The 14683-nt window shown below is 60.0% G+C and carries 12 protein-coding genes (1 of these 12 only partly in view); 9 read left to right on the forward strand and 3 right to left on the reverse strand.

Going from position 1 to position 14683, the window contains the following annotated elements; translation table 11 throughout:
- The 4 genes from QE435_RS12445 to QE435_RS12460 all read left to right on the forward strand — a co-directional run.
- Positions 1–37, forward strand: partial view of a TetR family transcriptional regulator gene (locus QE435_RS12445; RefSeq protein WP_349041566.1) — the 3' end only. It extends 623 nt beyond the left edge of the window; only the last 37 of its 660 coding nucleotides appear in the window; its start codon lies off the left edge, out of view; its stop codon occupies positions 35–37.
- Between the two features lie 188 nt (positions 38–225).
- Positions 226–1425: an efflux RND transporter periplasmic adaptor subunit gene (locus QE435_RS12450; protein ID WP_306934467.1), complete on the forward strand. Its 1200-nt coding sequence runs from the start codon at positions 226–228 to the stop codon at positions 1423–1425.
- A gap of 58 nt (positions 1426–1483) precedes the next feature.
- Positions 1484–4570, forward strand: coding sequence for an efflux RND transporter permease subunit (locus QE435_RS12455; RefSeq protein ID WP_306934468.1), 3087 nt, complete (start codon positions 1484–1486; stop codon positions 4568–4570).
- A 145-nt stretch (positions 4571–4715) separates the two neighbouring features.
- The gene (locus tag QE435_RS12460) at positions 4716–6167 is read left to right on the forward strand and encodes an efflux transporter outer membrane subunit (RefSeq protein WP_130976803.1); all 1452 of its coding nucleotides are present in this window, start codon (positions 4716–4718) and stop codon (positions 6165–6167) included.
- Between the two features lie 151 nt (positions 6168–6318).
- Here QE435_RS12460 and QE435_RS12465 read toward each other — a convergent pair whose 3' ends face one another.
- Complete coding sequence (locus QE435_RS12465) at positions 6319–7476, reverse strand: helix-turn-helix transcriptional regulator (protein WP_309771839.1); 1158 nt, start codon at positions 7474–7476, stop codon at positions 6319–6321.
- 179 nt (positions 7477–7655) lie between these two features.
- On the opposite strand from QE435_RS12465, the gene QE435_RS12470 reads away from it, so the two are divergent.
- On the forward strand, positions 7656–8846 hold the full coding sequence (locus QE435_RS12470) for a serine hydrolase domain-containing protein (protein ID WP_349041567.1): 1191 nt from the start codon (positions 7656–7658) through the stop codon (positions 8844–8846).
- Positions 8847–8984: 138 nt separating this feature from the next.
- Here QE435_RS12470 and efp read toward each other — a convergent pair whose 3' ends face one another.
- Positions 8985–9554 (reverse strand): elongation factor P, encoded by a 570-nt coding sequence (gene efp, locus QE435_RS12475; protein WP_130976805.1) that lies wholly within the window; start codon positions 9552–9554, stop codon positions 8985–8987.
- A 248-nt stretch (positions 9555–9802) separates the two neighbouring features.
- Here efp and epmA point away from each other — a divergent pair, with 248 nt between their 5' ends.
- From epmA to QE435_RS12490, 3 genes are all read left to right on the forward strand, one after another.
- Entirely contained in the window at positions 9803–10867 is a 1065-nt protein-coding gene (epmA, locus tag QE435_RS12480; RefSeq protein WP_349041568.1) for an EF-P lysine aminoacylase EpmA, read from the forward strand.
- Entirely contained in the window at positions 10864–11916 is a 1053-nt protein-coding gene (locus QE435_RS12485; protein WP_309771842.1) for a lysine-2,3-aminomutase-like protein, read from the forward strand. The genes epmA and QE435_RS12485 overlap by 4 nt, the downstream gene beginning before the upstream one ends.
- A 387-nt stretch (positions 11917–12303) precedes the next feature.
- Positions 12304–12495 carry a hypothetical protein gene (locus QE435_RS12490; RefSeq protein ID WP_130976808.1) on the forward strand — a complete coding sequence of 64 codons (192 nt, stop codon included), beginning with the start codon at positions 12304–12306 and terminating at the stop codon, positions 12493–12495.
- A gap of 371 nt (positions 12496–12866) precedes the next feature.
- Here QE435_RS12490 and QE435_RS12495 read toward each other — a convergent pair whose 3' ends face one another.
- Positions 12867–13103, reverse strand: coding sequence for an Lrp/AsnC ligand binding domain-containing protein (locus tag QE435_RS12495; protein WP_062424823.1), 237 nt, complete (start codon positions 13101–13103; stop codon positions 12867–12869).
- A gap of 283 nt (positions 13104–13386) precedes the next feature.
- Between QE435_RS12495 and QE435_RS12500 the strand changes: the two genes are divergently transcribed.
- Positions 13387–14670 carry an FAD-binding oxidoreductase gene (locus tag QE435_RS12500; protein ID WP_349041569.1) on the forward strand — a complete coding sequence of 428 codons (1284 nt, stop codon included), beginning with the start codon at positions 13387–13389 and terminating at the stop codon, positions 14668–14670.
- Positions 14671–14683: the final 13 nt, after the last annotated feature.

Consider the following 14683-nt stretch of genomic DNA (forward strand, 5'->3'; position numbering starts at 1 on the left):
GATTGATCGTTCACTGAAATACGCCCTTGAAAAGTGACGATTTTAAATTTACGTCACTTGCAGCATTTTTACCCTTGTCCTGATCTGGCGTCATAGTCGCGTCAGTCGGGTCTTTGAACGAAGTGAAAGAAAGCGCCGCTCTCCACGACCGGGCGGCTGATGTGTTTTTTTAAAAGATCGATCAAGCGCAGCCCTATTCCTTCATACTCCAATATGAGAAAATTGATGACCAGACGCCTTCAAGCCCTTCTAGCAACGGTTCTCATGGCAGGCGTCCTTTCGGGCTGCAGCGATAGCGGCGATGGCAAGAATGCCGGCGCCCAGCAGGCCAAGCGCCCGCCCTCTCCCGTCAGTGTCATCACCATGAAGGAAAGCGAAAATCCGCTGACCACCGTGCTGCCGGGTCGTGCCAGCGCCTATCAGAGCGCCGATATCCGCCCGCGTGTGTCAGGCATCATCCGCGAGATTCCCTATAAGGAAGGCAGCGAGGTCAAGCAGGGCACCGTTCTTTATCAGATCGAAGACGATACCTATGGGGCCGAAGTCGCCCAGGCCAAGGCGACCCTTGCCAAGGCGGAAGCGAGCATTCCCGCGGCACAAGCGAATTTCGTCCGCTATGAGCGCCTCGTCAACAGCGGTGCAACTCAGATTGAGCTGGAGAATGCCAGAACCACGCTTGCCCAGGCGCAGGCCGATGTGGCGCAGGCCCGCGCTGCACTGGAAATGGCGCAGATCAATCTCGACCTCACCAAGGTCCGTGCGCCATTCGATGGCATCGTCTCCTTCACCAATGTCACCGTCGGCAATGTGGTGACGGCGAACCAGACGACGGCGCTGACGACGCTTCGCCGCATCGACCCCATCTATATCGACCTGATTGAATCGAGCGCCAATCTGCTCCGGCTTCGTGACGCGATAGCAGCCGGCACCATCGGCAGCGGCGAGAAAAAGGCCGGCATTCACCTGACGCTGGAAGACGGCACCGAATATAAGCATGACGGCAAGATCGACATGTCCGACATGGCGGTCAGCGAAACGACCGGCACCTTTTCCATCCGCGCGCTGTTCGACAACCCGAACGACCTCATTCTGCCGGGCATGTATGTGCGTGCCACACTTGCCATCGGCAAGGAGAAGGGCTTCCTTATTCCGCAGAGAGCAGCGACGCGAAACGCCAATGGCGAGTTGACGGCCAAATTCGTGGGCGCGGAAAACAAGGTCGAGACCCGCACCTTCCCCAACAGCCGCCAGTCCGGCAATTCTTGGCTGGTGACGGAAAACGTCAAGGACGGGGACAAGCTGATCGTCGACGGCTTCCAATGGATTGCCGATGGCGCAACCATCGCACCTGTCGAAGCCACCATCGACGATCGCGGTATCGTCGTTCCGCAAAAGCAGGCTCAGCCTGCTGCGCCCGCCAAGTAAGACCGGCATGCCCCACATGTCCGGCTCAACTGTTCAATTCAGATAAGGCGCAGTCCAGATGGCTCATTTCTTTATCAAGCGCCCTGTTTTTGCCTGGGTCATTGCCATCGTCATCATGCTTGGCGGCGTCTTGGCGATCTTCACCCTGTCCATTTCGCAATATCCCGATATTGCGCCGACGACGGTCCGCATCAGTGCCTCGTACAATGGTGCGAGTGCGGAGACCGTGGAAAAATCGGTGACGACGATCATTGAGGACGGCATGACCGGCCTCGATGATCTCACCTATATGACGTCAACGTCGTCTACTGGCAGCGCCACTGTCACGCTTACCTTCGGCACCAGCATCCTGCCGGATATTGCCCAGGTGCAGGTGCAGAACAAGCTCCAGCTCGTTCAGTCGCAGCTTCCCGATGTGGTGCAGCAGCAAGGCATCGAAGTGAGCCGGTCCACCTCGTCGATCCTGATGGTCGGCGCGCTGATTTCCACCGATGGCAAGCGCACCTCCGCCAATCTGGGCGATGTGTTCTCGACCCGCGTCGAAGACCAGATCAAGCGCCTGGAAGGTGTCGGCAGCATCAACGTCTTCGGCTCCGAATATGCCATGCGCGTCTGGCTCGATCCCTACAAGCTGAACAAGTATCAGTTGACGACCGCCGATGTGACGAGCGCGATCGAGAGCCAGAATACCCAGGTCTCGGTCGGTTCGCTCGGCGCGCAGCCCGCGGTCAAGGGTCAGCAGCTCAACGTCACCGTCACGGCCCAGAGCCAGTTGACCACCGTTTCCGATTTCGAATCCATCATCCTGAAGGTCGAAAAGGACGGCGCCACGGTTCGCCTCAGCGACGTGGCCCGCGTGGAAATCGGCCAGGAAAGCTATGGCGGCGATTCCCGCTCCAACGGCCGCCCCTCCGCCGGCTTCGCGGTGAACCTTGCGACCGGCGCCAACGCGCTGGATACGGCAGCCCGCGTCAAGGACGCGCTGACCAGCGTCGCAGGCTCGCTGCCGGAAGGTGTGGTCATCGAATATCCTTACGACACCACGCCCTTCGTCAAGCTCTCGATCGAAAAGGTTGTCCACACGCTGATCGAAGCCATCGTGCTCGTCTTCGTCGTTCTGCTCGTCTTCCTGCAAAACCTGCGCGCCACCTTCATTCCGATGATCGCCGTGCCGGTGGTTCTGCTCGGCACCTTCGGTGTGCTGGCGCTGACCGGCTACTCGATCAACACGCTGACCATGTTCGCCATGGTGCTTGCCATCGGCCTTCTGGTGGATGACGCGATCGTCGTGGTCGAAAACGTCGAGCGCATCATGTCGGAGGAAGGTCTCTCCCCGGTCGAGGCGACGGAAAAGTCGATGGGCGAAATCACCGGTGCGATCATCGGCATCGCGCTTGTCTTGACCGCCGTCTTCATTCCCATGGCCTTCTTCGGTGGCTCGACCGGTATCATCTACCGCCAGTTCTCCATCACCATCGTGTCGGCGATGCTGCTCTCGGCCGTCGTCGCCATCGTGCTGACACCGGCCCTCTGCGCCACATTGTTGAAGCCGGTCCATGCCAAGAAAGAACGTGGCCCAGCGGCCTGGTTCAACCGCAATTTCGGTCGCACGACCGATGGCTATGTCGGCAGCATCGGCCATCTGCTGAAGCGTCCCGTTCGCGTCACCATCCTCTTCCTCATCGTGCTGGGCGGTTGCGCCTGGTTCTTCACCCGCCTTCCAAGCTCCTTCCTGCCGCAGGAAGACCAGGGCGTGCTCTTGACCATCGTGCAGCTGCCGACAGGCGCCACGACAGAGCGCACCAACGAGGTGGTGAAGCAGGTGGAAAGCTACTTCCGTGAGAAGGAAGCCGCCAATGTCGAATCCGTCTTCGGCGTTCTCGGCTTCAGCTTCGGCGGCTCCGGCCAGAACAACGCCATGGTCTTCACCAAGCTGAAGGACTTCTCCGAACGCACAGCACCGGAAGCACATGCCGCGGCCATCGTGCAGCGCGCCATGGGCACGTTCCTTTCGTTCCGTGATGCGCAGGTCTTCCCGCTTCTTCCCCCCGCAATCCAGGGCCTCGGCACCTCCAGCGGCTTTTCCATGTATCTTGTGGATAGCGGCCGCAACGGCACCGCAGCACTGACCAACGCCTCAAAGGAACTGATCCAGCTCGCCAGCAGCAATCCGAATATCAGCTCGCTGCGCTCCAACAGCCGCGATGCCGAATCGCAGATGAAGATCAATCTCGACAAGGAGAAGATGGGCGCCATGGGCGTCGACCTTGCCTCGGTCAACCTGATGCTGTCGACCATCTTTGCCGGTCGGGATGTCAACGACTTCACGCTGAATGGCGAATTGAAACCGGTCTATGTGCAGGGTGACGCACCTTACCGCATGCAGCCGGACGATCTGAAGCACTGGTATGCCCGCAACACCAGCGGCGAGATGGTGCCCTTCTCCTCCTTCAGCACGATCAGCTGGGAGAATGCCGCGCCGACCCTTGCGCGCTTCAACGGCACCAGCGCCATTTCGCTCGATGGTGCCGCTGGCCCAGGCGTTGCCTCCGGTGATGCGATGAACGAGATGGAACGGCTGACCGCCAGCTTGCCCGGTGGCTACACCGTGGCCTGGCAGGGCATTTCCTATCAGGAACGGCTGTCCGGCTCGCAGGCGCCGATGCTCTATGCGCTCTCGGTCCTGATCGTCTTCCTCTGCCTTGCGGCTCTTTACGAAAGCTGGTCGATCCCCTTCTCGGTCATTCTGGCCGTGCCGGTGGGCGTGCTGGGTGCGGTCACCGCCGCGCATGTCTTCGGCCAGTCCAACGACGTCTATTTCAAGGTGGGACTGCTGACCACGATCGGTCTGGCAGCCAAGAACGCCATCCTTATCGTGGAGTTTGCAAAGGAGAGGCAGGAACATGGATTGAGCTTGCTCGATGCCACGCTGGAAGCGGCAAAGCTGCGCCTTCGCCCCATTATCATGACATCGCTCGCCTTCATTCTGGGCGTCGTGCCACTCGCCATTGCAAGCGGTGCAGGCTCTGCGGCGCAGAATGCGATCGGTATTGGGGTATTGGGTGGTATGCTTTCTGCAACACTGCTCGGAATTTTCTTCGTACCGTCCTTCTTCGTGATCATCAGGCGGCTTTCTAAACGTTAACAACCGTTGAAATATGCTAGCAATGCAAATCGAGGCTGATAGAAGTATGGCAGATTCGAAAGCTGCCCCTCCTTCGGCACACGGCAACGCGACGCTCGCTTCGACTGAGGAGCGCCCAGTGCGCTACACAAACCGGGATAACCATATGCTGTCACTTCGTGCGACCATTCCTCTGACGCTGCTCCTGCTTTCAGGCTGCGTCGTCGGCCCTGACCACAAGGCGCCGGAAACCCAATTGCCAGCCAAGTTCTCCGAAGGCAGCAAGACCAGCAATGGCGACATTGCCACGGTCGCATGGTGGACAGCATTCAACGATAGCCGCCTGAACGGTTATGTCTCGACCGGTCTGTCGCAGAACCTCACCGTTCTGCAGGCCATCGAGCGCATCAACCAGGCCGAATCGAACATCACGGTCGCCGGCGCAGGTTCGCTGCCGCAGCTTGGCTCGACCTTCCGCCATGAGACGCAAGGTAGCGGCGGCAGCCTCCCCTCCTCTTCCGGCAACAGAACGTCCAACACCACCAGCAACGCCTTCAACGTGTCCTGGCTGCTGGACCTCTTCGGTCGCTACCGCCGCGAAAAGGAAAGCGCTGCCGCGTCGCTCGATGCAGCCTACGCAACGGCTGACGTTCAGCGCCTGACGCTGATCTCCTCGGTAGCGTCTGCCTATATCGACGTGCGCTACTACCAGGAGCGTCTGGCGATTGCCCGCCAGAACCTCGGGTCTCGCCGCGAGACGCTGGATCTGACCAAGCTCCAGCTGGAAGCCGGTGCTGCTTCGCGTCTCGATGTCGTCCAGTCCGAAGGTCTGGTCAACTCGACGCTGGCGCAGATGCCGACGCTTGAAACCAATTACCGCCGTGCAGCCCACCGCATCGCCACCCTTCTCGGCATGCCGGCTGATTCGCTGGTGGTCGAGTTGCAGCGCGGCGCACGCCAGCCCGTCGCGCGCGCCATTCCGCGCACCGGCATCCCTGCCGACCTCATCCGCAACCGTCCGGACATCCGCGCCGCCGAGCGTCAGCTGGCCGCAGCCGTTGCCAATATCGGAGTTGCCGAAGCGCAGCTCTTCCCGAGCATTACGCTGAGCGGTTCGATCACCCCGAGCTACACCCGCATCAGCGGCGGCGCACGCGGTACCTCGAATGGCTGGGGCTTCGGTCCGACCATCACGCTGCCGATCCTCGACGGTGGCGCGCTGCGTGCAGGCGTCGACATTCAGAAGTCGGTTGCCCGCGAACAGTACCTCGCCTGGAAGTCCACAGTGCTGAACGCCGTCGAAGAAGTCGAAAACGCTCTGACGGCGCTCAACCGCGACCAGCAGACGGTCAACGCCTACCGCAAGACGGTTGATTCCTACAAGGAAGCCCTCTCGCTCGCGACCGCCAGCTACCGCGACGGCGCATCCTCGCTGCTCGACGTTCTCGACGCCCAGCGCAACGTCTCCGACGCGCAAGCCAACCTGGCAACCGCCGTTCAGCAGGCCGCACAGGATTACGTCGCACTCAGCGTCGCACTCGGCGGCGGCTATGCCGTCGGATCTCCGAACTCGGTCGCAGCCGTCAAGGTCGCGTCCAACGTGCCGAAGGGCATGTAAGCGCTTCACCATTCCGGTGCTTTTGAGATCCCGCGGCCTCGGCTGCGGGATTTTTGTTTAGAGCGCCGTGCGTTCTATTGGACGCACAAAGGACGCTCTATCTTCTTTGATCCGCGCATTGTGCTTTCCGAAATGCGATTCCCCTCAGAAATCACCGTTTGAGTGTCTCGGAAGGCAGCTCCCCGAAACGTTTGCGATAGGCCTTCGCAAACTCTCCCATGTGGATGTAGCCATAGTCGGCAGCGATGCTGCTGACGTTTAGGCCAGTACCGCATTGCAGAAGCGCCTGCCTCACGCCTTGCAATCTCTGTTCGCGCAGGAACTGGCTGGGTGTGTAACCGCGAAACCGCTGGAACGCGTCGGTGAGGCCGCGCAAACTGACACCTGCGGCGCGCGCGACTTCGGGCATGGCAGGCAGATCGCCACGCGCATGTTCAGCCATGAACTCTTCGGCTCGGCGAACCACACCGGGCGCCAGGGTATTCACTGGATTGTCCAAATCATATCCGGCGCGGTTGGCCCATTCGTTGAGCAGGTGCAGGCAGACCATCTGCTCCAGATGCCGCCCGATGTGGCTGCGGGCAATTCTGTCGGGCGCTTCGGCAATGCTGCGGGCCACATATTCCATGAGCGCCATCCAGCTCGAATTGCGCCCGCCCAAGCCGGTCTTGAACTGCCAGAGCCTGTTGTCGGGGATATGCCCGAATGTGTCGAAACAAACCTGTTCGAGCACGGCATGAGGGATCGTCAGATTGACCTGGAGGTGGTCGGGGTTGAAATCGACGTAGTAATCGGTCCGTGAGCAATCCACGACGAAGCTCTCGCCATAGCCCGTTTCGACCGCCTCGTGCCCCACCGTCCGGTGCCGCGCCTTGCCGCCCACCGTCGTCAGCACCACGGCATTGCCAGAGTCCATGTCCCAATCCTTGATGTTGACTGGGATGCCATAGGCAAAACGGGTCATGGTTATTCGCCCCACCTTGGCCGAGCGCATCGTCGAATCAGGGCTGCTCGCCGCACCGATAGGCGACACCTCATAAGGCATGTAGACGCGTTTGGACCAATCCTTGATCTCGTCCCAATCATGCGAGGCGACCTTGTGTTCCTGCCTGATCGGCCGCCCCTGGGCGTCATAGAGTAAAGCACTTTCCAGCATCAGCTCCTCCCAAAGCATATCGCGCAAAGTGTTCAGCGGTTTGACAATAAGGATATACGATAAAACAAAGAACGAAAGCGTGGAACGCGAGTTTGAAACATCGCGATAGGCTTTAGCGACTGTCTCAATCATTCCCTTGCCTGCGACGCCCATTTCGCCGGAAGGGTTGATCAGACCCATCCACCCACCGGACGAGCCCTGATAGGCAGGACAGCAAATCTGCCGATTTCCGCTAGAATCTGCTGAAATCCGACATTGCGGCCAAGCGATAGGGATTACGCTTGGCTGGACCGTGTCACGAGTGGACGCGGATGATGAGGAGGAGAACTCATATGGCTGATCAACTGAAATCCATTCTCGACGGCGTTTTACAAAAGGCCGTCGACTCCACGCCGGGCGTTCCAGGCCTTGCCGCCACCGTCACCGACAGGAACGGAACGATCTATGAAGGTGCGGCCGGCAAGCGCCGGTTGGGAGGAGACACTGACATGACGCCGGACAGTGTCTGCGCCATCTTTTCCACCACGAAGGCCATTACCGGTACGGTCTGCTTGCAGCTTGTGGAAAGCGGTCAGCTGGATCTCGACGCGCCTGCGAAGGAATATGCACCCGCCATTGGCGAGTTGCAGGTGATCAAAGGCTTCGACGCAGAGCATAACCCCATCCTGCGTGCGCCCCGCTCGGATGTCACCACCCGCCAATTGCTCTTGCATCAAGGTGGTTTCGCCTACGACTTCTTCAACGAGACCTATAATCGTCTGGCACAGGAGCATGGTCAGCCGAGTGTGATCACGGCGTCGCACGCCTCGCTGAAAACCCCGATGCTGTTCGATCCTGGCACCGACTGGGAATACGGCACCAACATCGACTGGGCCGGGCAGGTGTGCGAAGGCATCACGGGCAAGCGCCTGGGGCAGTTGATGAAGGAAGGTGTTTTCGACCGCCTTGAAATGAACGACACTGCCTTCACCATGACGCCCTCTATGCGAGAGCGTTACGTCACCATGCACCAGCGCGACGAAACGGGCCATCTGAAACCGCTTGACGACTTCATGCTCGATCAGGACCCGCAAGTGCATATGGGCGGCCACGGCCTTCATTCCACCGCACTCGATTATGCCAAATTCATCCGCATGTGGCTCAACGACGGTGATGGTCGAAACGGTCGCGTACTCAAGCCGGAAACGGTGGCAATGGCGGCGCGCAACGGTCTCGGCGAGATGAAAATCAAAGGCCTGCCGGGCGTCATCCCGTCACTGTCGAACTACGCGGAGTTCTTCCCTGGCATGCCCAAAAGCTGGGGCTTGACCTTTATGATCAATGACGAAGATGCCCCAACCGGACGCCCCGCAGGTTCGCTTGCCTGGGCTGGACTGGCCAACCTTTACTACTGGATCGACCGTAAGAACGGTATCGGAGGATTCTGGGCGACACAGATATTCCCCTTCGCCGACCCCGCATCCGTCGGCGGTTTCCTGGAGATGGAAACTGCCGTCTACGACACCCTCGTCAACGCTGGCTGAAGCAGCCCGGCGTCGGGCGTATAATCTCTTGTCCGACGCCATCCGCTGCAGTGGCGCTTGCCGCGGAAAATGCGTGCCGCACAACAAGAAAGCCCCGGATCGCTCCGAGGCTTCTCAATCGCAAACACCTGCTCGCGCTTAGTTCTTGGCGCGCTCGACGTAGGAGTTGTCTTCCGTGGCGATGACGACGCGGATGCCGGCGTCGATATGCGGCGGGACCATGGTGCGGATGCCGTTGGAGAGGATCGCGGGCTTGTAGGAAGACGATGCCGTCTGGCCCTTGACGACCGGCTCGGTCTCGACAATTTCCAGCGTCACGTGGCGCGGCAGCTCGATGGCGAGCGGAATGCCTTCGTGGATGGAGAGAACGCAGGTCATGCCTTCCTGGAGGTAGGCCTTCTGGTCGCCCATGGTTTCGGCATCGACGACCACCTGGTCGTAGTTTTCCGGGTTCATGAAGTGGAAGCCTTCGCCATCCTCATAGAGGAACTGGAAGTTCAGGTCTTCGACGAAAGCGCGTTCGACCTGCTCAGTCGTGCGCCAGCGCTCGGATACCTTCACGCCGTCGACGATGCGGCGCATGTCCACCTGGGTAACGGGCGTGCCCTTGCCGGGGTGGAAGTTATTGGCCGTGAGAACGACATAGAGCTTGCCCTCGACTTCGAGAACATTGCCCTTGCGGACGGATGAGGCGATAACCTTGACCATATGATTTCCTTGTAACTCAATGAAATGCGTCGTAAGGACGGCGCGGCTGCACTGACCCGATGGACGTTTTGTCTGTTTTCTGGGGCGCAACTACCTTAATTCCGGGAGAATTGCCAGCCTTTCAGACACGCGAAGCGAAAACTGTCATATGGTTTTCAAACGGGTGTCGCCGAAACGGACATTCAACCAGCGGATTAGCAGGCGTTGAGACACGCCCTGGTCAAAAGAGACAGCGGACAGACGGGCAGATGAGCACGCGCGCAGACAAAACCTCATCCTGGTGGCAGCCGGAAGTCCATATGGACCGCCGCCCCTTCCTGATGGGCCGCAATGCCATCCAGCGTGCCTTCCGCTCCTTCTTTGCCGATCGCGATTTCATCGAGGTCGATACCGCTACCTTGCAGATTTCACCCGGCAACGAAGCGCATCTGCACGCCTTCGCCACCACCGGTATTACGACGAGCGGCGAGAACGCGCCTCTTTACCTGCATACATCGCCGGAATTTGCCTGCAAGAAGCTGCTGGCCGCGGGCGAAACGCGCATTGCCTGCTTTGCCCATGTCTATCGCAACCGCGAGCGTGGACCGCTTCACCATCCTGAATTCACCATGCTGGAATGGTACCGCGCGGGCGAGACCTATGAGAGCCTGATGGCCGACAGCACCGATCTTCTGGCGCTCGCTGCCGAGACAGCGAAGACCAGGCGCTTTGCCTATCGCGGCGGCGAGATGGACCCGTTTCTCGCGCCCGAGCGGCTCAGCGTCGCCGAGGCCTTCCAGCGCTATGCATCGATCGACCTACTGGCGACGGTCTCGGCCAGTGGCGAGAACGACCGCGATCATCTGGCGCAACTCGCCAAAAGCGCGGGCATCCGCACGGCAGAGGATGATAGTTGGGCCGATATCTTCAGCCGCATCATCGTCGAGAAGGTTGAGCCGGAACTCGGTTTCGGTCGCGCCACGATCCTTGATGAATATCCGGTCGGCGAGGCTGCCCTTGCCCGGCGCTCGCCGCGCGATGGTCGCGTCGCCGAACGGTTCGAGCTTTATGCCTGCGGCGTGGAGCTTGCCAACGCCTTCGGTGAATTGACCGACGCGGATGAGCAGCGCCGCCGCTTCGAGATCGAGATGCAGGAAAAGAGCCGCATCTATGGCGAGACCTACCCGATCGATGAAGAGCTTCTGGCAGCGCTCACCATCATGCCGCCAGCCAGCGGCATTGCGCTTGGCTTCGACCGGCTGGTGATGCTGGCAACCGGCGCGCCGAGAATAGACCTCGTCATGTGGGCGCCCGTCGCGGCCTATGGATCATGACGATACGCGCGCTGAAATCGCCGGACGATCTCTACGAGGCCGGCTTGATCGACGAGGCCGCGCTGGAACGCGTGCGCCCGGTGGCGGAACGTTATGCCGTGGCGCTGACGCCGACGGTAGCCAAACTGATCGATCCCGCCGATCCTCAAGATCCAATCGGCCTGCAATTCATCCCGAATGAGGCCGAGCTTTACCAGACGAACGAGGAACGGGCCGATCCAATCGGCGATGAGGCGCATAGCCCTGTACCCGGCATCGTCCATCGCTATCCCGACCGGGTGTTGCTGAAGGCCGTGCATGTATGCCCGGTCTATTGCCGCTTCTGCTTTCGCCGCGAAATGGTGGGCCCGCAGGGCAATGGCATGATGAGCCCGGATGAGCTCTCCGTCGCCTTCGACTATATCCGCTCCCGCCCGGAGATCTGGGAAGTGATTCTCACCGGTGGCGATCCGCTGGTGCTCTCACCCCGCCGTCTCTTGACGATCATGGAGGGCTTGAGCGCCATCCCGCATGTGAAGATCGTGCGCTTCCACACCCGCGTACCGGTGGTCGAGCCGCAGAAGATCGATGCTGACTTGATTGCCGCACTGAAGGCCAGCGGCAAAACGACCTATGTGGCGCTGCACGCCAACCATCCGCGGGAGATGACGGATGAGGCGAAGGCCGCCTGCGCGAGGCTGGTGGATGCCGGCATCGCCATGGTCAGCCAGACAGTACTCTTGAAAGGCATCAATGACGATCCCGCCGTGCTGGCAGAGCTGATGCGCAGCTTTGTCGAAAACCGCATCAAACCCTATTATCTGCACCACCCCGATCTCGCGCCCGGCACCAGCCACTTTCGGCTGAGCATCGAGGAAGGCCAGCGGATCGTCTCTGCCTTGCGCGGCCATGTCTCGGGTCTTTGCCAGCCGACCTATGTGCTGGATATTCCAGGCGGCCACGGAAAAGCCGTCATCGGTCAGAATGCGGCGACGAAACAGGCCGAGGGTTGTTACGCCGTCTCCGATTTCAACGGAAACGATCACCTCTACCCGCCATCGGCAAATTAAGACAGGCACGAGATCTTCGGCAGTTCCGGCGCTTTGACGCAACCAAGCCGGATAAACAAAAATTTCACATTTCCGCCCCCGTCCTGTCATCATAAAGAAAAATATTCTACCTATATTGATAATCATTGATTCCGAGGCAAATCCGGGATATCAGTGATTCAACTGGAGAGTGATTCTCCGGTATTCCGGGTCAACACGAGCAAAGGAGAGTGTCATGTCGAAATATACGCGCATTGCCGCGATCCTAGGTCATCGGATCTCGAATGCCGGGCACAAATCCATGTGTTCCCGCTGCTGTCGAATGTGGTGACTGTTTAAGTCCCCCAAATCCTGAAATTCAATTCGACATTTATGCTGTGTGATCAAGCCACAGCGGGAGTATGTAGTATGCAAAAGCAAGTTATCGAATTCGCTGGCGAACCTGTCGGCATCGTCGTTCCGGACAACAATCGGCTGAAGTTCATCGCAGTCAAGTTCCACGTCCACGATCTGGACGAGCAACGCTTCGACAGCGCCGAAGACGTGCGCGCCGCCATTCGCAACCTCGTGCGCAATCGTAACGTGGCAGCGCTGGTTTGAACCCATCCTCAGCCTGTCACGACACCATATTTCGAAAACGATAAAGGCGATGCCCGTTCAATCCGGCATCGCCTTTTGATTTTCAGCCAGTCTTTTTCAGCCACGGCACACGACGCCGAATAGGCTCTTCGGCCATTTCCTCCACCCTAAACCGCGAGACGTCCGCCTCCGCACGACGTTGCGATGAGGCTCAATCTCTCCTTCCCGTCATCCTCGGGCCTGACCCGAGGATCCACGTTTTCAAGCGTTTACGGATGGGGTGGTAGATCCTCGGGTCAGGCCCGAGGATGACGACCGAGAGGTTTTCGCCTTCTCGTCCCTCCAGGCTTCACAGGCATCCGACTCCCAAGACCCCCGAACCCAACCCCTTCTCAAAACGCCGTAAACGTCAGCGTCGTCAGCGAGCGCACGATGCCCGGAATGTTGACGATATTGTCATTGATGAATTTACCGACATCATGCTCCGGCTCCAGATAGATCTTCAACAGCAGGTCATATTCGCCGCTGGTGGAATAAAGCTCCGAGACCAGTTCGGTCTTGTAGATGGCGTCCGCCACCTCATAGGTCTTGCCGGGTGCGCATTGGAGCTGAACGAAGATGGGCTTCATGACTGGTCTTCCTCGCCGAAAGGCTGATGTGAGCGTTGCGAGCGGCAAACAGCCGCCGACGCATGGATGCGCCACTATTGGCCGAGGCCGCACGCTCTTTCAAGCCTTTCACATCGCACGATCCCGTTGAGCCTGCTCACCTGCTATTCCCGCCCTGCATGAATTGATGACGATATGTCGATGGTCAGCGGTGAAGCGCCGCGATAGAGTTTTGCCGAAGGGCGCTTCACGGCGCCCAACCGCCTGTCCGGCAACGCTGCCTCATGATTGTGGATGCCCCCCGATGTATAACGATCCCCGCTCGCATGGCCTTTGGGAAAAGACCGCTCCGCCACCGCCGCAAACCAGCGCGCTGGAAGGGGATGTGGCGACGGATGTGGTGATCGTCGGCGGTGGCTTCACCGGCCTTTCCGCCGCCCTCCATCTGGCAGAGCGCGGCATCAAATGCATCGTGCTGGAAGGCAAGGAGATCGGCTTTGGTGGCGCTGGCCGCAATGTCGGCCTCATCAATGGCGGCATGTGGGTGATGCCGAAGGAACTGCCCAATGTGCTGGGCCCGGTCTATGGCGACCGCCTGCTGGACCTTCTGGGCAACGCGCCCTTCCTGGTGCGCGAGATCATCGAGAAACACGAGATTGCCTGCGAGCTGGAAAAGAACGGCACGCTGCATTGCGCCGTCGGCGAAGCCGGGCTCACCGAAATTCGCGAGCGCTGCGACCAGTGGGCCGCCCGCGGCGCGCCGGTCAGGATCCTGAGCGCGGAGGAAACCGCAAGGCGGGTCGGCACGAGCGGATACACGGGCGCGCTTCTCGATGAACGCGCCGGAACGCTCCAGCCGCTTGCCTATGTGCGCGGGCTGGCCAACGCCGCACTGAAGGCGGGCGCCATCATCCACACGGCAAGCCCGGTGCATGCGACGGAAGCGAATGGCGAAGGCTGGAGAGTGCGCACCGATCGCGGCTCCGTCTCGGCAGGCTGGATCATCGTGGCAACAGAAGCCTATAGCCAAGGCCCGTGGAAGATCATCCGCGAGGAGCAGGTCTACCTCCCCTATTTCAACTTCGCCACCCGCCCGCTGGGCGATAATCTCGCCAAGTCCGTTCTGCCTGGCCGCGAAGGCTGCTGGGACACCAAGGAAATCCTCTCCTCCTTCCGCATGGACAAGGCCGGCCGCCTCGTCTTCGGCAGCGTCGGCGCACTGCGCAACACGGGTGCTAGCGTCCACCGCGCCTGGGCAAAACGCTCGCTCAAACGCCTCTTCCCGCAGCTTGGCGATGTGGAGTTCGAATGCGAATGGTACGGCCAGATCGGCATGACCGACAACGCCGTCCCCCGTTTCCACCGCTTCGCCAAAAACGTCGTGGGCTTCTGCGGCTACAACGGCCGCGGCATCGCGCCGGGCACCACCTTCGGCAAAACACTGGCCGCCCATGTGGCCGGAGAGATCAGCGAAAGCGACTTGCCGCTGCCGGTGTCAGAGCCGAAGGCGCAGAGTTTTCGGGCGCTGAAGGAGGCCTATTATGAGGCGGGTGCGCAGGTGGCGCATTTTGGGGGTGAGAGGTTTTAGGGGTATGTGAGCG

The organism is Agrobacterium sp. SORGH_AS 787, assembly GCF_030819035.1.
Lineage (GTDB): Bacteria > Pseudomonadota > Alphaproteobacteria > Rhizobiales > Rhizobiaceae > Agrobacterium > Agrobacterium larrymoorei_B.

What these genes read in the sequence shown, in the direction of transcription:
- QE435_RS12465 (WP_309771839.1), bottom strand. Translation starts at nt 7,476, where the DNA reads ATGGGCGTCGCAGGCAAGGGAATGATTGAGACAGTCGCTAAAGCCTAT.
- efp (WP_130976805.1), bottom strand. Translation starts at nt 9,554, where the DNA reads ATGGTCAAGGTTATCGCCTCATCCGTCCGCAAGGGCAATGTTCTCGAA.
- QE435_RS12460 (WP_130976803.1), top strand. Translation starts at nt 4,716, where the DNA reads ATGCTGTCACTTCGTGCGACCATTCCTCTGACGCTGCTCCTGCTTTCA.
- QE435_RS12490 (WP_130976808.1), top strand. Translation starts at nt 12,304, where the DNA reads ATGCAAAAGCAAGTTATCGAATTCGCTGGCGAACCTGTCGGCATCGTC.
- QE435_RS12485 (WP_309771842.1), top strand. Translation starts at nt 10,864, where the DNA reads ATGACGATACGCGCGCTGAAATCGCCGGACGATCTCTACGAGGCCGGC.
- QE435_RS12495 (WP_062424823.1), bottom strand. Translation starts at nt 13,103, where the DNA reads ATGAAGCCCATCTTCGTTCAGCTCCAATGCGCACCCGGCAAGACCTAT.
- QE435_RS12500 (WP_349041569.1), top strand. Translation starts at nt 13,387, where the DNA reads ATGTATAACGATCCCCGCTCGCATGGCCTTTGGGAAAAGACCGCTCCG.
- epmA (WP_349041568.1), top strand. Translation starts at nt 9,803, where the DNA reads ATGAGCACGCGCGCAGACAAAACCTCATCCTGGTGGCAGCCGGAAGTC.
- QE435_RS12470 (WP_349041567.1), top strand. Translation starts at nt 7,656, where the DNA reads ATGGCTGATCAACTGAAATCCATTCTCGACGGCGTTTTACAAAAGGCC.
- QE435_RS12455 (WP_306934468.1), top strand. Translation starts at nt 1,484, where the DNA reads ATGGCTCATTTCTTTATCAAGCGCCCTGTTTTTGCCTGGGTCATTGCC.
- QE435_RS12450 (WP_306934467.1), top strand. Translation starts at nt 226, where the DNA reads ATGACCAGACGCCTTCAAGCCCTTCTAGCAACGGTTCTCATGGCAGGC.